This is a genomic window from Actinoplanes sp. NPDC049599 (assembly GCF_044465625.1).
Taxonomy (GTDB): domain Bacteria; phylum Actinomycetota; class Actinomycetes; order Mycobacteriales; family Micromonosporaceae; genus Actinoplanes.
Genome location: NZ_JBITLX010000001.1, coordinates 519,342 through 537,269, shown reverse-complemented (window position 1 = coordinate 537,269; position 17,928 = coordinate 519,342). Strand labels below are relative to the sequence as shown.

At 72.6% G+C, this 17,928-nt stretch carries 16 protein-coding genes and 1 pseudogene; 6 read left to right on the top strand and 11 right to left on the bottom strand.

Annotated elements, in window-relative coordinates; translation table 11 throughout:
* The first annotated feature begins 82 nt into the window (after positions 1 to 82).
* Complete coding sequence (locus ACIBQZ_RS02505; RefSeq protein ID WP_396086662.1) at positions 83 to 1,321, top strand: glutamate-5-semialdehyde dehydrogenase; 1,239 nt, start codon at positions 83 to 85, stop codon at positions 1,319 to 1,321.
* A 3-nt stretch (positions 1,322 to 1,324) separates the two neighbouring features.
* Here ACIBQZ_RS02505 and ACIBQZ_RS02500 read toward each other — a convergent pair whose 3' ends face one another.
* From ACIBQZ_RS02500 to ACIBQZ_RS02475, 6 genes are all read right to left on the bottom strand, one after another.
* Complete coding sequence (locus ACIBQZ_RS02500) at positions 1,325 to 2,155, bottom strand: prenyltransferase/squalene oxidase repeat-containing protein (protein ID WP_396086661.1); 831 nt, start codon at positions 2,153 to 2,155, stop codon at positions 1,325 to 1,327.
* Positions 2,156 to 2,352: 197 nt separating this feature from the next.
* Positions 2,353 to 3,534 carry an adenylyltransferase/sulfurtransferase MoeZ gene (gene moeZ, locus ACIBQZ_RS02495; protein ID WP_396086799.1) on the bottom strand — a complete coding sequence of 394 codons (1,182 nt, stop codon included), beginning with the start codon at positions 3,532 to 3,534 and terminating at the stop codon, positions 2,353 to 2,355.
* Positions 3,535 to 3,647: 113 nt separating this feature from the next.
* Positions 3,648 to 4,619: a DUF3152 domain-containing protein gene (locus ACIBQZ_RS02490; RefSeq protein WP_396086660.1), complete on the bottom strand. Its 972-nt coding sequence runs from the start codon at positions 4,617 to 4,619 to the stop codon at positions 3,648 to 3,650.
* A gap of 1,643 nt (positions 4,620 to 6,262) precedes the next feature.
* Positions 6,263 to 7,114, bottom strand: a complete 852-nt coding sequence (locus tag ACIBQZ_RS02485; protein ID WP_396086659.1) for a DUF3152 domain-containing protein — start codon at positions 7,112 to 7,114, stop codon at positions 6,263 to 6,265.
* Between the two features lie 63 nt (positions 7,115 to 7,177).
* Positions 7,178 to 8,170: an alpha/beta fold hydrolase gene (locus tag ACIBQZ_RS02480; RefSeq protein ID WP_396086658.1), complete on the bottom strand. Its 993-nt coding sequence runs from the start codon at positions 8,168 to 8,170 to the stop codon at positions 7,178 to 7,180.
* Positions 8,170 to 10,284, bottom strand: coding sequence for a Daple (locus ACIBQZ_RS02475; protein ID WP_396086657.1), 2,115 nt, complete (start codon positions 10,282 to 10,284; stop codon positions 8,170 to 8,172). Before ACIBQZ_RS02475 ends, ACIBQZ_RS02480 begins: the two co-directional genes overlap by 1 nt.
* Before the next feature lie 152 nt (positions 10,285 to 10,436).
* Between ACIBQZ_RS02475 and ACIBQZ_RS02470 the strand changes: the two genes are divergently transcribed.
* From ACIBQZ_RS02470 to ACIBQZ_RS02460, 3 genes are all read left to right on the top strand, one after another.
* Complete coding sequence (locus tag ACIBQZ_RS02470; protein ID WP_396086656.1) at positions 10,437 to 11,099, top strand: TetR/AcrR family transcriptional regulator; 663 nt, start codon at positions 10,437 to 10,439, stop codon at positions 11,097 to 11,099.
* A gap of 36 nt (positions 11,100 to 11,135) precedes the next feature.
* Positions 11,136 to 11,360: a DUF3107 domain-containing protein gene (locus ACIBQZ_RS02465; protein ID WP_396086655.1), complete on the top strand. Its 225-nt coding sequence runs from the start codon at positions 11,136 to 11,138 to the stop codon at positions 11,358 to 11,360.
* 259 nt (positions 11,361 to 11,619) lie between these two features.
* Positions 11,620 to 13,509: a DEAD/DEAH box helicase gene (locus tag ACIBQZ_RS02460; RefSeq protein ID WP_396086654.1), complete on the top strand. Its 1,890-nt coding sequence runs from the start codon at positions 11,620 to 11,622 to the stop codon at positions 13,507 to 13,509.
* 288 nt (positions 13,510 to 13,797) lie between these two features.
* Here the strand turns inward: ACIBQZ_RS02460 and ACIBQZ_RS02455 are convergent, their stop codons facing one another.
* Both ACIBQZ_RS02455 and ACIBQZ_RS02450 read right to left on the bottom strand, forming a co-directional pair.
* Positions 13,798 to 14,091, bottom strand: a complete 294-nt coding sequence (locus ACIBQZ_RS02455; protein ID WP_396086653.1) for a DUF2470 domain-containing protein — start codon at positions 14,089 to 14,091, stop codon at positions 13,798 to 13,800.
* Positions 14,088 to 14,732 carry a heme oxygenase (biliverdin-producing) gene (locus tag ACIBQZ_RS02450; RefSeq protein ID WP_396086652.1) on the bottom strand — a complete coding sequence of 215 codons (645 nt, stop codon included), beginning with the start codon at positions 14,730 to 14,732 and terminating at the stop codon, positions 14,088 to 14,090. Before ACIBQZ_RS02450 ends, ACIBQZ_RS02455 begins: the two co-directional genes overlap by 4 nt.
* Positions 14,733 to 14,817: 85 nt before the next feature.
* On the opposite strand from ACIBQZ_RS02450, the gene ACIBQZ_RS02445 reads away from it, so the two are divergent.
* Positions 14,818 to 15,975, top strand: coding sequence for a class I SAM-dependent methyltransferase (locus tag ACIBQZ_RS02445; protein WP_396086651.1), 1,158 nt, complete (start codon positions 14,818 to 14,820; stop codon positions 15,973 to 15,975).
* Here ACIBQZ_RS02445 and ACIBQZ_RS02440 read toward each other — a convergent pair.
* The 3 genes from ACIBQZ_RS02440 to ACIBQZ_RS02430 are packed head-to-tail and all read right to left on the bottom strand — an operon-like array spanning position 15,956 to position 17,508.
* A complete protein-coding gene (locus tag ACIBQZ_RS02440; protein WP_396086650.1) occupies positions 15,956 to 16,954 on the bottom strand; it encodes a hypothetical protein in 999 nt (332 codons plus the stop codon). The genes ACIBQZ_RS02445 and ACIBQZ_RS02440 overlap by 20 nt on opposite strands.
* Complete coding sequence (locus ACIBQZ_RS02435; RefSeq protein WP_396086649.1) at positions 16,947 to 17,159, bottom strand: heavy-metal-associated domain-containing protein; 213 nt, start codon at positions 17,157 to 17,159, stop codon at positions 16,947 to 16,949. Before ACIBQZ_RS02435 ends, ACIBQZ_RS02440 begins: the two co-directional genes overlap by 8 nt.
* A 43-nt stretch (positions 17,160 to 17,202) precedes the next feature.
* The gene (locus ACIBQZ_RS02430) at positions 17,203 to 17,508 is read right to left on the bottom strand and encodes a metal-sensitive transcriptional regulator (protein WP_396086648.1); all 306 of its coding nucleotides are present in this window, start codon (positions 17,506 to 17,508) and stop codon (positions 17,203 to 17,205) included.
* 192 nt (positions 17,509 to 17,700) lie between these two features.
* Between ACIBQZ_RS02430 and ACIBQZ_RS02425 the strand changes: the two are divergent.
* A pseudogene (locus ACIBQZ_RS02425) lies at positions 17,701 to 17,928 on the top strand (RDD family protein); the annotation flags it as partial.

Below are 17,928 nucleotides of genomic sequence, written 5' to 3'. Positions count from 1 at the left end.
CCGGGGGCATGACTTCGCCGCCGCACCGGTGCAGGATTGAGCAGTCGCCGTCCGTCACGGCGCAGGGGAACGAGGAGTCGTCATGACAGTGCTTCAGCAGGCCGCCGAGGCCCGGGTGGCCGGCATCGAGCTGGCCGCCGCCACCCGCGCCGAGAAGGACGCCGCGCTGCTGCTGATGGCCGGCCGGCTGGTCGAACGCACCGAGGACATCGTGGCCGCGAACGCCGTGGACGTGCGGAACGCGCGTACCGGTGGCTTGTCGGAGGCCATGATCGACCGGCTGACGCTGACCGCCGAGCGGGTCGCCGCGATGGCCGACGGCCTGCGCCAGCTGGCCGCCCTGCCCGACCCGATCGGCGACGTGGTGCGCGGCTCGACCCTGGCGAACGGCCTGGAGCTGCGCCAGGTGCGGGTGCCGTTCGGGGTGGTCGGGATCATCTACGAGGGCCGGCCGAACGTGACGGCGGACGCGGCCGGCATCTGCCTGAAGTCCGGCAACGCGGTGCTGCTGCGCGGGTCCGGCTCGGCGCAGAGCTCGAACGCGGCGATCGTCTCGGTGCTGCGCAAGGCGGTCGCCGACTCGCACCTGCCGCCGAACGCCATCCAGCTGCTGGACGCGACGACCCGCGACTCGGTCAAGGAGCTGATGCGCGCCCGCGGCCTGGTCGACGTGCTGATCCCGCGCGGCGGCGCCTCGCTGATCAAAACGGTGGTCGAGGAGTCGACGGTCCCGGTGATCGAGACCGGCGTGGGCAACTGCCACGTGTACGTCGACGAGGACGCCGACCTGGAGAAGGCCCTCGGCGTGGTGCTGAACTCCAAGACCCAGCGGCTGTCCACCTGCAACACGGCGGAGTCGCTGCTGGTGCACTCGGCGCTGGCCGAGTCGTTCCTGCCGCTGGTGATCGAGGAGCTGGTGTCGGCGGGCGTGACGGTGCACGGCGACCCGCGGGTGGCGGGCTTCGACGGCGTGGTGCCGGCGACCCCGGAGGACTGGGGCAAGGAGTACCTGTCGGCCGACATCGCCGTCGCGGTGGTGGACTCGCTCGACGACGCGCTCGACCACATCCGCCGCTACGGCACCGGCCACACCGAGGCCATCGTGACGGAGAGCCTGGTCTCCGCCCGCCGCTTCGCCGCCCGGGTGGACGCGGCCGCTGTGATGATCAACGCGTCGACCCGCTTCACCGACGGCGGCGAGTTCGGCTTCGGCGCGGAGATCGGCATCAGCACCCAGAAGCTGCACGCCCGCGGCCCGATGGGCCTGCCGGAGCTCACCTCGACCAAGTACATCGTCACGGGCAACGGGCACACCCGCTGACCGCTATTTCGGGGCGTTGAAGGCGCTTCTGCGGCAGGCGCGGATGGCCGTCAGGGTCGTGTTCACGTCGAACAGCGGGCCCTCGTCGCTGTCCCACCCGCCGTCGGTGCGCTGCGTCTCGCTCAGCCGCTTGCGGGCGCTCTGCAGCAGCCAGTCGTCGCCCAGGTTGACCCGGCGCAGCGCCGCCGCCAGGTTCGCGGCGTCGGCCGGGGACATGTCGGGCAGCCGGTCGCCGAGCACGAGCTGCACGCGCGCGGACTCGTAGAAGAACTGCCGCTCGTGCAGCAGCCCGGCGGCGTGCCAGCCGGTCGCCAGGAACGACGGCCAGGTGCCGTCCGGGCGCAGCTGGGCGACCACGAACCGGGCCGCGGCGTCCAGCACCGCCGCATACCGGGCCGGCTCCTCGTGCTGCGGGTGCGCCTCGACCTCCGCGACGGTGAACCAGAAGCCGGCGACCGAGGTCAGGTAGAGCGTCGCCTCGGGGTCACCGGGCATCGCCCAGGCCGGCGCCTCGGCGGCCAGCGACTCGTCCTCCTGCCAGGTGCCGTCGGGGCGCTGCACCGAGGCCAGCCAGGCCAGCGCCCGGTCGGCCTGCGGGCCGTACAGGCCGCCGAGGTCGTCCAGCTCGGCGAGGCGGAAACAGGTCGCGTCGACCGACGGTACGGCGCCGTCGCCGGCGGCGGGCCAGCCGCCCAGCGGGGTCTGCTCGCTCTCGACCCGTTCCCGCACGGCGGCGGGCGGCGGCGTGCCGGCCCGGAGGTAGGACAGCCGGGCGCGCTCCACCGGGTCGCCGTGGGCTACGACGTATCCGATCGCCGCATCGATGTCCACCACGACGGTGACGCTACCGCTCGGATCGGCGTTCCGGTGCGCTGTCTCGGTAACTGTCTAATAGGTCCGCTCCGTCCCTCTTCGCGAGTCGGACCGCAGCTCAGCACCTCTGGGGTCACGCTGAGTATGCGGGCCTTCCCGGAGAAAAGACTGACGGCCGTCGATTCCTTGCGGCTCCGACGGCCGTCCGGCCGGGTGATCTAGTACGACGGGAGCGACGGATCCACCGTGTTGACCCAGGACACGATGCCGCCCTGGACGTGCACGGCGTCCTTGAAGCCGGCCGCCTTCAACGCGGCGAGCGCCTCGGCGGAGCGGACACCGGACTTGCAGTGCAGCACGATCTGCCGGTCCTGCGGGAACCGGGCCAGCGCCTCGCCGGACAGGATCTCGCCCTTGGGGATCAGGGTCGCGCCCGGGATGCTGACGATCTCGTACTCGGCGGGCTCGCGGACGTCCACCAGGAACACGTCCTTGCCCGCGTCCTGCCAGTCCTTGAGCTCACGCGCGGTGATCGTCGCGTTCAGGGTCGCCTCCTGCGCCTCCTCGGAGACGGCGCCGCAGAAGTCCTCGTAGTCCTCGAGCAGGTCGGTGACCGTGGGGTTCTCGCCGCAGAGCGCGCAGTTCGGGTCCTTGCGAACCTTGATCTTGCGGTATTCCATCTCCAGGGCGTCGTAGACCATCAGCCGGCCGACCAGCGGCTCGCCGATGCCGGTGATCAGCTTGATCGCCTCGTTGACCTGGATCGAGCCGATCGACGCGCAGAGCACGCCGAGCACGCCGCCCTCGGCGCAGGACGGAACCATGCCGGGCGGCGGCGGCTCCGGGTAGAGGCAGCGGTAGCAGGGACCGTGCTGCTCCCAGAAGACGGACGCCTGCCCGTCGAAGCGGTAGATCGAACCCCACACGTACGGCTTGCCGAGCAGGACCGCCGCGTCGTTGACCATGTAGCGGGTCGCGAAGTTGTCGGTGCCGTCGACGATCAGGTCGTACTTGCTGAAGATCTCCTTGACGTTGTCGCGGTCCAGCACGGTGTTGTGCACGATCACCTCGACCAGCGGGTTGATCTCCCGGATGCTGTCCGCGGCGGACTCGGCCTTGGGCCGGCCCACGTCGGAGACGCCGTGGATGATCTGACGCTGGAGGTTGGACTCGTCAACGGTGTCGAAGTCGATGATGCCAAGGGTGCCGACGCCGGCGGCGGCGAGGTAGAGCAGGGCGGGAGAGCCGAGACCACCCGCGCCGACGGCCAGGACCTTGGCGTTCTTCAGCCGCTTCTGCCCCTCCATCCCGACGTCGGGAATGATCAGGTGACGCGAGTAGCGGCGGATCTCGTCGATGCTCAGCTCGGCGGCCGGCTCGACGAGCGGGGGCAGTGACACGGTGAACTCCCCGGGCTCGACGGTAAGGTGCGCCACCCATTGTTGCTCGCCGGTTGCCGGAATGGACATGACGTGGAACACCGGCCCGACATGCGGGACGCGGGAATGCCAGGTCAATCGATCGGGTTACCGGCGAACCGCTTGCCGCGAAGGTAGGGCCAGGCGTTGGCGACACACCCCTTGAGGCCGTAGGTCTGCTGCATCATGACCGGCGCGGGCTCACCCCTGCCGCCGCAGGCCTCATGCCCATGGCCGAGCTGGTGGCCGACCTCGTGGTTGATCGCGTACGCCCGGTAGACAGCCAAGGGAGCGTCGTAGCCGGGCACGGCCGCCGCCCAGCGCGCACTGTTGATGATCACCCGTCCGGGCAGCCGGCAGGAGGTGAACGCCTCGGTCCGCAACCCGCCGCCGGCGCACATCTTCTCGGAGGTGCCGGCGGAGGCGAGATAGACGGTGAACTCAGCACGAGCGGAGGCGGGCACCCGCTGCAGACGCAAGTCCCGCCCGGCGGTCCAGCTCCGCGGATCACCCAGCACCCGCTCGACCTCGTCGGCGAAGTCACCACCGAGCGCCCGCCCGATCCGCTCCTCCACGGCCACCTTGAACCGCCGCAGCGTCCCGGCACTGCCGAGGACGGGCCCGTGTCCCCCCGCGACGGCGAACCCGCCCACGGCGACCGGGGACACCTTGTTGATGGTGTGCCGGACGGACGCCTTGGTGACAGCGGCGGCCGGGGGCAGCGCCGGGCCGGCGGTCTTCCGGTCCCGCATGACCTGACCGAGGACCAGGACGATGACGGCAAGGACGAGGAAGACCAGGACGGCGGCGCGGCGGCGGTTCCGGTAGGTCCGCGTGGTGATTGATTCGTCGGCTCCGCTGCCTGTGGTGGGTGTCTCGCTGTCGGCGCTGCCCGTGTTCGGCGGGGTGTGCACGGGCGACTCGCTGTCGGCTCCGCTGCCCGGGGGCGGTGGGGTGGTCGGCCTTGGCGGTGGGTCGGCTGCCGTGCCCAGCGGCGGCAGGAAGCCTTCCGGGAAGCCGGTGGGCTGCTTCGTGGCTGCTCGCGGGGGTGAGTTGGTTTTGGTCACGGTGGGTGGGCGGAGGACCTCCGGCGGGCGGGCCGGAGGGCGGCCGGAGGCAGGTGGGCGGGAGGTGGACGGGGGCCGGTTCCCCGCGGCGGCGCGGGCGGAGGTCGCCAGGTCGGCTTCGGCTGGGAGGGCCGCGGGCTCTTGATGACCGATCGCGGCCTCGGTGTCGGCTGCGGCGGCGGCCTTGGCCAGGGCGATGTCTACTGTGGCCGGATCGTCGGTCGGGGGCGGGGTTGGGGGTTGTCGACGGGTGGCGGCGGGGCGGGCGGTTGTGGATCCGGTCGGCTCGGGCGGGATGGTTTCGGCTGCGGCTGCGGCTGCGGCTGCGGCAACGGCAGCGGCAGCGGCAGGTTCAGTTGCGGTGGCGTCCGTTGCGGCGGCGTCAGTTGCGGCGGCGTCAGTTGCGGCGGGTTCGGCCGTCGTGAACTCGGCTGGGGCGAGTGGTGCGGGGGTGACCGGTGGGGTTCTGCGGCGGGAGCCGGCCGGGGCGGATTCCACCGTGATCGTCATCGGGGGTCCGGCGGCGAGCTCGCTGATCGAGATCGTGACGGGTGGCGATGGGGTCATCCGGCGCCTCGCGCGGATCGGCCTGGAGCTCAGCGGCGCGGCCTCACCGGGGTGGATGACCGGGACAAGCTCCGTCGGCTTCGTCTTGGCGGATGCGGGCCTTTTGGCCTTCGTGGGCGCGGCCTTGCCGGCAGACGCAGCCTTCGCAGATGCGGCCTTTGCGGTAGTCGTGGGCTTTGCTGGCGCAGCCTTGGCAGCAGACCTGGCCTTAGCGGCAGACCCCGCTTTAGCGACCAACCCGGCCTTAGCAGCAGACCCCGCCCTAGAGGCAGACCCAGCCTTAGCGACCGACCCAGCCTTAGCGACCAACCCGGCCCTAGCAGCAGACCCGGCCTTAGCGAGCGACCCCGCCTTAGCAGCAGACAACGCCTTGGCAACAGCCGCAGCCTCAGCGACAGACGACGCGGCCTTAGCCGACGCAGCCTTCGCTGGCACGGCCTTCGCTGGCACGGCCTTCGCTGGCACGGCCTTACGCACAGGTCCGGACTTCGTTGGCGCAGCCATGTGGGAAGGCGCAGCCTTCACCGGCGTAGCCCTCGTAAGCCGAGCCTCGTCGGCAGACGCGCCCTTACCGGGAGGCGCGGTCTTCGCCACCGCAGCCTTGGCAGGCGGCGATGCCTTGCCGGACGCGACCTTGCCAGGCGCGGCCCTAGTGACCGCGGCCTTCGCGGGCCCGGTCCTAGCGGGCGCGGCCCTAGCGGCCTTAGCGGGCGCGGCCCTAGCGGCCTTAGCGGGCGCGGCCCTAGCGGCCTTAGCGGACGCGGACCTAAGGACCGTAGCGGGCGCAGCCTTAGCGGGCACAGCCTTAGCGGGCCCAGCCTTAGCGGGCCCAGCCTTAGCGGGCACAGCCTTAGCGGGCGCAGCCTTAGCCAGGGCGGCATCAGCGGGCACAGCCTTGGCAGCAGGCGCGGCCTTCCCACGCCGGCGATCCGCCCGAGTCCGGTCCCCACCGGCGGATTCCCCCTCGCCGCCCGGAGGATCCGCGGAACCTTTTGTCGCCTTTGCCATAACACAAGCCAGAGTGCCAGAGGCAGCCGCCAGTCACAGCCGTTTAGCGAGACCCCCGGAGCAGGAACTCAGAGCGACGGCCCCTCGAAGCGCTTGTTGTTCCGGCGCGGCCAGGCGTAAGGCACGCATCCCCGTACCGTCAATGTTTGTTGCATCATCACCGGGGCCGGGCCGCCGCGCTTCGGGCAGCCTTCGTGGTGGCGGCCCAGTTCGTGGCCGGTCTCGTGGTTCATCACGTACTGGCGGTAGACCGTGAGGGGGACCTTCGCCGTCAGGTACGGCCGGGCCGAGAGGCGCCAGCGGTCCAGGTTGATGATCACGCGGCCGGTGGCGCGGCAGGACGTGTAGGGCCGGCCCAGCACCATGATGTTCACCCCGCCCACGCGGCACATCCGGCCCGCCGTGTCGCGTGTCGCGAGGTACACCGTGAAGTTCGCCTTGTCGGCGCCGGACACCCGTTGCAGCCGCAGTTGGCCGTTCCCGATCCAGCTTCGCTTGTCGCCCAGGGTTGCCTCCACCTGCGCCGCGAACGCCGCCGGGTCCTCGTTGCTGCCCTTCTCGACCGCCACCCGGAACCGCCGCAACTGTCCCTTGGCGCCCAGCACCTTGCCGCGGCCGGGCGCGTACGTGAAAGTGCCCGTACCTCTGCTCGGCACCCGGCCCGGCAGCCGCAGCAGGTCCCGGGGCACCGACACCGAGGTCGCACCGACCGTGGGCGAGGGCAGCGGCGCGCGCACGGGCGCGGCGGACGACGCGGGCGGCGTGGGCGACGCGACGGGCTCAGGCGTGCTCGGCAACAGCAGCCCGACGGGCACGAGCAGCGCCACGACGACCAGGCCCGCGATCCACCAGCGGCGCCGGCTGCCGCCCCGGTTCGCGGTCAGTTCGGCGGCCGCGGCGGGGGCTGGCGACTCGATCATCGGGAAACAGCGTGCCACAGCGGGCCGGGGCTGTCCGCCCTACCGGCCCGCAAGCGATCTGCCTCACCCGGGTGGCGGCACCCGCTGCGCGCCGGCCTCGCCGACCGGTGCGCCGACCTCCGTCAGCAGGCCCACGAAAGCCCGTGCGACCAGGCGCGGGACCTCCATCTGGGCGACGTGGCCGACGCCCGGCAGGATCAGCAACCGGCTGTCCGGGATGGCCCTGGCGACCTGCGCCGGCACCCGCGGGTCGACCAGTTCGTCGCGCAGACCGCCGATCACCAGGGTGGGCGCGGTGATCCGCGCGGCGAGCCGCCACTGCGAATTCACTCCTGGTAGGTACGCCCGGACGAAGCTCGACACCAATCCGCGCAACGTGCCGAGGTACGCCTTCGAGTAGTGCTCGACGGTGTAGCGGAGTTTGATCTCCTCGATCGCCTCGGCCCGGCGCTGGGGGCTCACCTTCGTGGTGTCGCCGAAGCAGGCGAGCAGCACCTGCTGCGCCATCTGTTCCGGGGTCAGCCGGGCCATCCCCCAGGCCAGCAGCCGGTCGGCCCGGGGCAGCGCGAGCAGCGGCAGCACCGGGCCCTGTGCGGTGCGGCGGGGGTCGAGGAACGGCATGGCCGGCGAGATCAACGTCAGCGTCCTGATCAGGTCGGGGCGCAAGGCCGCCACGCGTACGGAGATCGACCCGCCCAGCGAGTTGCCGATCAGGTGGACCGGGCCCCGTCCCGCGTACTCCAGGTAACCGATCAGCCGGTCGGCGAACGCGGCGATGGAGTATCGCCGGCTGGGGTCGCTGTAGCCGAAGCCGGGCAGGTCGACCGCCTGGCCGTCGAGCCGGTCGGCGAGCAGGCCGGCGAAGTCTGTCCAGTTCTGCGAGGAGCCGCCCAGTCCGTGCACGTAGACGGCGGGTTCGGCGGCCGGCGTGGTGCCCGGGGTGTCCCGGACGTGCAGCATCGTGCCGTCGATCATGACCCGGCGGGCGGGCCACGGCGGCGGCACGGCACCGTCCGGGGGCAGCGCGTCGTCGCCGGCGAGCATCGCACCCTTCATCAGGACAACAGTGCCTCAAGGCGACGGTTGACCGCGGCGAGTGTGGCGCGGACCATGGCGTGCCGGTCGTCACCCGTGATCACCGCGGAGCCGGAGAGCTGTTCCACCCAGCCGCCTACCGAGAGCAGCATGACCACCACGGCCACCTGCATCGAGCCGAACGGCACGGCCGCCGCGTGCTCGACGAAGCACTTCGCCGGGCCGTCCGCGTGGTCGGAGGTGGTGAGCAGCTCGTCGATGGCGCCGGCCGTGGCCATCGCGCACAGCCGCAGCAGGTAGCCGTCGACCGCGGGCCCGGTGGCCTCGCCGGCCGCCACCCGGCCGTTGACGGTGAGCCGCACCTCGACGGTGGCCTCGGTGCCGAAGGTGTTCACCCGGACGTTCTCGATCGTCACCCGCGGGCCGGGCGGCCGTTCGCCGATGTCGAGCGGGCGCGGCGGGGCGGGCTCGACGCTGGTCGGCGTCTCGCTCGGCACCGGGCGCGAGCCGGACGAGTAGTTGGTGCCGGTCGGCATCGGCCGGCCGGTCGGGTTCGGCTGGCTCGGCACGAACGGCGCGACTGTGGCCGGCGGGGCCGAGGCCTGGGCGGCGGGCGGCGGCGACACGGGTGCGGTGGGCGGCGGCGACACCGGCGCCGGGGCCACCGGAGCGGCCGAGTAGGACGGCGGGGCCGACCGCGGCGCCGATGCCGGGGACAGCGGCGAGGACGCGGGCGGACCCGAGCGCGGCGCGGACCGGGGAGCAGGCGGCGCGGACCGGGGAGCCGGCGGGGCAGACCGGGGAGCAGGCGGCGCGGACCGGGGTGCCGGCGGTGGCGGGGCCTGGGGACCGGCCAGCGGGGAGGCGCCCTTCATCGCGGCGTCCAGGCCCATCCGGTCCTGCAGCAGCCGCGCGACCTGGCGGCTCACCTCGGCCGGGTCGGCGCCCTCGGCCAGGTCCAGCCGCAGGCTGTGCGCGCCGGCCGGGGTGGACCGCAGGGAGGCGTCACGCACCCCGTCGACCTCGCGGACCGCCGCCAGGATGGCGTTCACGTCGAAGCCCTCCTGCCGTTCCTGCGCCGACAGCACGTCACCGCGGCGCAGATGCGTCGCGATGCGGGCCAGCGCGGGGGTCTCGGCGGGTGGCTCCACGGACGGCGGCTCCGGGACGGTGGGCACGTCCGGCTGGGCCGGTACGCGCTGCGGCAACGCGGGGAAGGACTGCTCCCCCGAGCCGGCCGGACCGGGAAACGCCGGTGGCTGGGCGTAGCCGGAGGGGGTCTCGGCGGGCTCGTACGGCAGCCGGCGGGGAAAGCTGGGGGGATCGTACGACGGCCGGCTCAGACCTTGATCACCGGAACGCGACTCGTCGGTAGCAAGCGGCTGGGCGATGTCGGGCAGCCCTCCCATGGGCGTCGCCGCGTCCAGCGAGTGCCGGGCGGACTCGCTGGTGATCCAGTCTGCGCGGCGGCCGCCGGGAGTGGCTGGGCGTACCGCTGGGAAGGGCCGCTCGGCCGGCACGGCCGCACGCTGCTGGCCCGCCTGGGGACGCGGCGGCTCCCGGCGCGTGTCGTCCAGATCACCCTCGTACGGGTACGGCGGCGCGCTGGCCGGGCTGTTCCCGTTGACCGCACGCAGCTCGGTGGTGTCCTGCGCGTCCGGGCGCAGCAGCTCGGGCGCGAGCGGGTCGGGGCGGACCGGACCGGCCCGGGGCGGCTCGGCGGCGCGGGGCGGCTCGTTCTGCCGGGGCTCGCTGCCGTTGGGCGACAAGTGGGAGAGCAGATCCTGGTAGCGGGCGCGGCTGTCGGACCAGCGGGGGGCGGCGGCGTTCTCGATGCGGGGCTGGGGCCCCTCGGGCGCCGGGGAGAAGGACGGCGGGGGCGGTGGCGTCACGAAGGGCCGAATTTCCCCCGAAGGGGGTTCCGCCGGGCCGGGACGGTCCTGGGTGAACGGCCGGATCTCGGTGGCGGGCCGCCGCCAGGCGGGCACGTCGGTCTCCGGGTCCAGCGCGGAACCCGCGTTCGACCACGGACTTTCCCGTGCGGCCCAGCCGTTCAACAGGGTGCGGTCACGCGACTCGGCGCCGGTGCCACCGTCCGCTGCACCGGTGTCCCCGGAATGCCCTGTTTCGTCCACCGTGCGCTCCTCGCTTGCCCCCGCTGAGGCTACCGTGTGGTTGCAGTGGCGATAAGTTGCAGCGTCGCGACATTTGCCCGCCCGGCAATCGACAGACGGCGAACCGGGCAATCCGCGCCCTACCGCGGGGGAAAGAAATCTCGGAGGTTCACATGACCGCTGCGTCCGGCGGGGCACAGACGGCGGGGCGACCCACGCGCCTGCCGCGCTCCGCGCGCCGTAAGCAGTTGCTTGCCGCCGCGCAGCAGATCTTCGTGGCACAGGGCTATCACGCCGCCGCCATGGACGAGATCGCCGAGCGGGCCGGCGTTTCCAAGCCGGTGCTCTACCAGCACTTTCCCGGCAAACTGGATCTCTATCTGGCGCTGCTGGACACGCACTGCGACGCGATAATCGCCAAGGTGCGCAGCGCGATGATGGCCACGCCGGACAACAAGGAGCGGGTCAAGGGCGCCGTCCAGGCGTACTTCGACTTCGTCGATCACGAGAGCGAGGCGTTCCGGCTGGTCTTCGAGTCGGACCTGCGCAACGACCCGCAGGTCCGCGAGCGGGTGGAACGGGTCGAGCAGGGCTGCATCGCCGCGGTCACCGACACCGTCGTCTCGGACACCGGTCTGCACCAGGCGAACGCCGAGCTGCTCGCCTCCGGACTGGTCGGCGCCGCGGGCCAGGCGGCCCAGTACTGGCTGGCGACCGGACGGCAGACCCCCAAGGCCGAAGCGGAAGCCCTGGTCGCCGCCCTGATCTGGCGGGGTATCGCCAGCTTCCCGCTGCAGGGTGAGTCAACGCCCGGTACGTCCGAGGAAATCGGCTAGCCTTCAGGGCGGAAGACATCTGAGGAGGAGGACCCCGTGGAGGTCAAGATCGGCGTGCAGTACGCCCCGCGCGAGCTGGTGCTGGAGAGCGCGCAGACGCCGGCCGAGGTCGAGCAGGCCGTGACCGAGGCGATGGCCAAGGACAGCGTTCTCACCCTGACCGACGAGAAGGGCCGCAAGGTGATCGTTCCGATCGCCAAGGTGGCCTACGTGGAGATCGCCGAGAAGTCCGAGCGGCCGTTCGGCTTCACCGGGCGTTAGCAGACAGCACCACAGAGCGGCAGGGAGTCCCGGGTGGGGCTCCCTGCCGTTTCTATACAGCACCGTCACCTTCGCCCTGAGGTGCGGAATCTCTCTGTCGGGTAGACTTCCTCTGTCGCCGTCGACGTCGGCTCGATATATCGAGTCGCCGCGGCGACGCGCGTGCGGCCCGTGAGCATCTCGCGTGTGGCCCGCGCCCTACCCAGACCGCGCCCCAGGACTTCGACGGGCGCACCACGAGAGGCACCCGCAGAACTCCATGACCGACATCGAGAACACCGAAACTGAACCTGCCGTCGACCCGGTGGCGGCTCTCGCCGCCGAACCGGCCCTGGTCCCCGTCCTCACCCGCGCGCCCGTGCGCCCGGACAGCCCCACCTTCGCTGAGCTGGGCGTCCGTGCGGAGACCGTCGAGGCGCTGGCGGCGGCCGGGATCACCCGCGCGTTCGCCATCCAGGAATACGCGCTCCCCATCGCCCTGCGCGGCACCGACCTGATCGGCCAGGCGCCGACCGGCACCGGCAAGACCCTCGGCTTCGGCCTGCCCCTGCTGGAGCGGGTGCTCGCGCCGAGCGAGGGCGCCGACGGCCAGCCGCAGGCGCTCATCGTCGTGCCGACCCGCGAGCTGGGCCTCCAGGTCGCCCGCGACCTGGCCGCCGCGGGCAGCACCCGCGGCGTGCGGGTGCTGCCGATCTACGGCGGCGTCGCGTACGAGCCGCAGGTCGACACCCTGAAGAAGGGCGTCGAGATCCTGGTCGGCACCCCCGGACGGCTGCTCGACCTGGCCAAGCAGAAGCACCTCAAGCTGGGCTCGATCAAGGCCCTGGTGCTGGACGAGGCCGACCGGATGCTCGACCTGGGCTTCCTCGAGGACGTCGAGAAGATCCTGGCGATGCTCCCCAGCGACCGCCAGACGATGCTCTTCTCCGCGACCATGCCGGACCCGATCGTCGCGCTGTCCCGCCGCTTCCTGCGCCACCCGGTGACCATCCACGCGGGCCACACGGCCGACAGCGGCATGTCGCCGCTGACCAAGCAGGTCGTCTACCGCAGCCACCCGCTGAACAAGCTGGAGATGGTGGCCCGGATCCTGCAGGCCCGCGAGCGCGGCCTGACCATGATCTTCACCCGCACCAAGCGCGCCGCCGACCGGGTGGCCGAGGACCTCGACTTCCGCGGCTTCGCGGTCGCCGCCGTCCACGGCGACCTGGGCCAGGGCGCCCGCGAGCGGGCCCTGCGCGCGTTCCGCACCGGCAAGATCGACGTGCTGGTGGCCACCGACGTCGCGGCCCGCGGCCTGGACGTCTCGGGCGTCACCCACGTGCTCAACTACGACTGCCCGGAAGACCCGGACACGTACACGCACCGCATCGGCCGCACCGGCCGCGCGGGCGCCACGGGCGTCGCGGTGACCTTCGTGGACTGGGAGGACATGCCGCGCTGGGTGCTCATCGACAAGTCGATGGGGCTCAACATGCCGCAGCCCCCGGAGACTTACCACACGTCCCCCGCGCTCTACTCCGACCTGGACATCCCGGAGGGCATCTCGGGCACGCTGCCGACCGCCGGGCGTACCCGGGTGGGCCTGTCCGCCGAGGTCGAGGAAGACCTGGGCGGCACCCGCCGGCGCGGCAGCCGCGACAGCGGTGGCCGCGACAGCGGACGCCCGGGCGGCCGGGGCGGCCGCAGCGACCGGGACCGTGACCGAGGCAGCGACCGGCCCGCCCGCGGCCCGCGCCGCGAGGAAGCCGCGGCCCCGGAAGCCCCCGCCCCCGCGGTGGAGGAAGACGCCGACCGGCCCCGCCGGCAGCGTCGCCGCCGCCGGGCGGGCGACCCCCTGACAACCGACGAGGGTACGGCCACGACGCCGCTCTTCTCGGACGGCTCGGAAGCGGCCCCGGAGCTCGCACCCGCGAGCGACGGCGACACCGACGGCCAGTCCGACGACGGCGACAACGACGCATCGGGGCGCCCCCGCCGACGCCGACGTCGCGGCGGCCGGGGCGCACGCAGCGCCTCGGGGACGGACGCGACCTCGGAGGAGGGCGCGGATTCCGCTGCCGAGGCCGGGCCGGCCGACGGCGGACCGGCTCCGGTTGAGATGACCGGCGGCTCGGACGCGGGCGTCGGCACCGGCGCTCAGGACTGACCCGCAGCCACGCGAACGGGGTGCCTCGCCTTCGGGCGGGGCACCCATTTTGCTTCCCGGCAGAGCCTTTAGGCGGCGCGGGCCCGCGCCCGCGGGCCGGCCGCCGCCTCATGCACCGGGCCGGACTCACCTGGCCGCCGCTTGCGGCAGGCCGACCTGACTCAGCCGCCGCTTGCGGCAGGCCGACCTGACTCAGCCGCCGCTTGCGGCAGGCCGACCTGACTCAGCCGCCGCTTGCGGCAGGCCGGCCTGACTCAGGCGGCGCTTGCGGCGGGCGGCCGGGCGCTGTCAGTGGGTCGGTGCGATGCCCAGGGCCGCGCACGCCTGCTGATACATCCGGACCGCCTCGCCCCGGACCTGCCGGCGCTCGGTCAGCCGTTCGCTGAACGGGATCCGGACCGGCACCGCGATACCGTCCACCGTGGCCTCGAAGTCCATCCCGTCGGGGTCCAGGCTGGACATCCGGGCGGCGCTGGCCGCGCCGATGCCGGCCAGGCCGCGCACGATCAGCACGTTGTCCTCGGCGTGGTCGTCGTTCATGTGGCGGGCGATCTGCGCCACCACTTCCGGGGTGAACGTCATACCCAGCGCTCCTTCAGCTCGCGCAGCACGGCGATGTTGAGCCGGTAGGCCTCGGCCACCTCGGCGAGGAAATTCTGCTCGTCCGCCGGGGAGAAGGCGAGCCCGTCGAGCAATTCCCGGTACCGGATGCGAAAAACCGGCGGCGAGACCCCGTCGAAGACGAAGAACCGGTGCCCCGCGCCGCTCAGACCGTACGCCTTTGCGATCGCCGGGCCGAGATACTGCCCGCCGGACAGGTCGCCCAGGTAGCGGGTGTAGTGGTGGGCGATGAAACCCCAGGGCCGGTTGAACGCCACCGCGCGCAGCCGGGCGCGGTACTCCTGCGTCGCGGGCAGCGGGTCGAGCGCCGACGCCGGGCCGAGCAGGGTGACCAGGTCGTCGCTCAGCGCCGGGAGCCGGGTCAGTTCCGGGAAGACGAAGTCCCCCGCGACCGGGTCGGCGGCCATCGCCGCGGCGGCCTGCTCCAGCGTCTCGTAGATGAACCAGTGCTGCGCCGCCAGGTCCGCGTAGGCCTCCCGGGGCAGCGTGCCCGCGGCGAGCGCGTCGAGGAAGCCGCTGCCCTGGGCCGCGTCGTGGTCCAGCCGGGTGCCGCTGCGAAGCCGGACGGACAGTCGTTCGGTGGGAGGATCGGCCAGGGTCATCGCTGCACCTCCGTGATGGGTTAGGCAAGGCTAACAAACGGATAGGCTCTGAAGATCGGCAAAAGCCGGCGGGCAGAATGGTGGGATGCCCCAACCTCTGGACGCCGTCCTCGCCGAGGTGCGTGACCTGCTGCTCGACCCGGCGCTCACCCGCGCGGTCGCGGCCGGCAAGCGCCGTGGTCTCACCCCTTCGGTGGTCCGCGCCGAGTTCCGGCCGGTCGCCCTCAAGGGTGGCTCCCGGTTGCAGATCGTGACCGATGACGGCTCCCGGCCGTACACCCGGAATGTCGAACCCGGCGCCGAGGCCGCGGCGGCGGTTGATGCCCTGCTCGCGGAGCCCTTCGGGAACTGGCACGTGGAGACGGCCGCGACCACCGTGCAGGTGCGGGTGACAAAGAAGGGCGACGCCCAGGTGCACCGGGCCGCGCCCGCCGCACCGGCGGTGACCCAGGGTCACGACCGCGCCAAGCAGTGGCTGCTCGACCCGGGCGATCCGCTGTTCACCGTGGTCGGCGGCACGGCCGCCAAGCGCCGCCAGGTCGACGCGTTCCTGCGGGCGCTGGCCGCGACCCTGCCGGACGAGCTGCCCGCCGAGCTGCGCGTGGTCGACCTGGGCTGCGGCAACGCCTACCTGACGTTCGCGGCCTACCGCTTCCTGGCCGACCGCGGCGTCAAGGTCCAGGTCGTGGGGGTCGACGTCCGTGAGGATCAGCGGGTACGCAACAGCGCCGTCGCCGAGCAATTGGGCTGCGCCGACGCGGTGACCTTCGTAGCCGGCACGATCGAGGACGCAGTTGTCGCCGAGGCCCCCGACCTGGTGCTGGCCCTGCACGCCTGCGACACCGCCACCGATCAGGCGCTGGCCCGGGCGGTGCGCTGGGACGCGAAGTGGGTGCTGGCGGCGCCGTGCTGCCACCACGACATCGCGGCCCAGCTCAAGGGCCATCCCGCCCCGGCACCGTACGGCGAGCTCACCCGGCACGCGATCCTGCGCGAGCGCTTCGCCGACGTGCTGACCGACTCGCTGCGCTCGGCCCTGCTGCGCCTGCACGGCTACCGGGTCGAGGTGGTCGAGTTCGTCGACTCGGCGCACACCCCCCGCAACCTGCTGCTGCGGGCCCGGCTGACCGGCGCCGCCCCGACCGAGGACCAGCGCGCGGAGTATCACGCGCTGACCGCTCAGTGGGGCGTGACGCCGGCCCTGCAGGAGCTGCTCGCGGTGCCTACTTCACCACCGCGGTGAACGCCGCGGTGTGCACCTTGCCCGCCACCTGGAAGTCGAAGAACATCCGGTAGCGACCGGGGCCGGGCGCCGCGAGCCAGAACTTGACCGCGCCGTCAACCGGCTGCGGCTCGGGGTGGACGTGCACGTAGCCCACGTCCCCCTCCCGCAGCACCACCAGGTGCCCGAACGCACCCAGGTACGGCTCCAGCGGGGCCGGCTTGCCGTCCGCCCCGGTCACCGCCATCAGCAACGGCTGGGTTGCGCCGGTCTGCGGCGTGCCCGCGTACGAGATGGAGAAGCCGTCGGTGGTGGCCCGCGGGGCCGGCGCGGGGAGCGCGACCGGCCGGTAGTCCCCGGCGACCGTCAGGTCGACGCCCAGCGTGGCGGGCGTCTGCCGGCCGCCGACAACCGCGGTGAAGTCGGCGATCGCCCGGTAGCTGCCGGGTGCGGCCAGGGCCAGGTTGATGCTCCAGGTGCCGTCGGGCGCCATCGTGGGGTGCAGATGCTGGAACCCGGTCAGATCCCGCCGAACCAGCACGAAGTGCAACGGCTTGTCGTGCACAACCGCATAGGTGGTGATCGGCGCGCCACCGGCCGCGGTGATCCGGAACCGGTACGGCTGCGCCCCACCGGTGCTCAGCAGACCGGTCTCGGGCACCAGGGTCATCCCAGCCGACGTGACCGCCAGCCCTCCGACGCTCTCGGCGGTCGCTCCCGCCCCGGCGACCTGGGTAACCGTGCCATCGGCATTGTGCTGATGCGGCGCGGCCCCGGAATCATCATGCGGCGCGACCGACACAGCTCCATGATCATCATGCCCGTCCCCGGTCGCGGCCGGGGCGGCCTGAGCCTGCTCCACGGAATTGTTGAGCCGCCCGATGCCATAGCCGGCGAACAGAACCACGACGATCACGGCAGCGAACGCAGCAAGCCGGAAGCCGGCCCGGTCGGTCGCCGGCGCGGGCGCGGGCGGCGCCTGCTCGAGGGTCTCAGGCATCAGCGAGCTCGTAGCCGGCCTCATCCACGGCGGCACGGACATCACTGTCGGCAAGCGGAGCCTCACTGGTGACCGTGACGGCGCCGGAGGCGAGGTCAACCTCGACGGCGCCGACGCCCGCAAGCCCGGAGAGCTCGCTGGTCACCGCCTGAACGCAGTGCGAACAGGTCATCCCGGTCACGGTGTAGGTGCTGGTGACGGACATGGTTCTTCCTTCCTTGGCGCTCAACTTCACGGCCGCGTCCCCATCAGGAACGGACAAGACGGGCGATGGCATCCGACGCCTCTTTGACCTTGGCGGTGGGATCACCGGCACGGGCGGCATCAACGACGCAATGGGCAAGGTGATCCTCAAGCAGCCCGACCGCGACAGCATGCAACGCACTCTTGGCGGCGGAGATCTGAGTGAGAACATCGATGCAGTACGTGTCCTCGTCGACCATCCGCTGCAGGCCGCGAATCTGGCCCTCGATGCGGCGCAAACGCCCTAGCAGGGCAGCCTTGTCACCCGAGTAACCGTGCGGGCCGGGGTGTTCGTCGTGGTCGGTGGTCATGCAGTCAGCATACCCCCCACCCGTATCATACTCACGCCGACCGCCGGTGGTTTCCGGGCGATCGGCTGACCGCGGCGCGCTACGGGTGGGCCGCTGCGGGCCTCCGGGCCCATCGCGGGTGGCCGCGCGGGCGGCTGACGAGCGCGAGCTGCCGGGCTGTTCGCCGGTCGCCGCTGGGGCCATCGGGCGGCCATGGCCAGCGACCGGCCCCAAGCCGCCAAGCCGCCGCCGGGCCGCCGGGCCGCCAAGCCGCCGCCGGGCGACCGGGCCACCGGGCCACCGGGCCACCGGGCCACCGGGCCACCAGGCCACCAGGCCACCAGGCCACCAGGCCACCAGGCCACCAGGCCACCAGGCCACCAGGCCACCAGGCCACCAGGCCACCAGGCCACCAGGCCACCAGGCCACCAGGCCACCAGG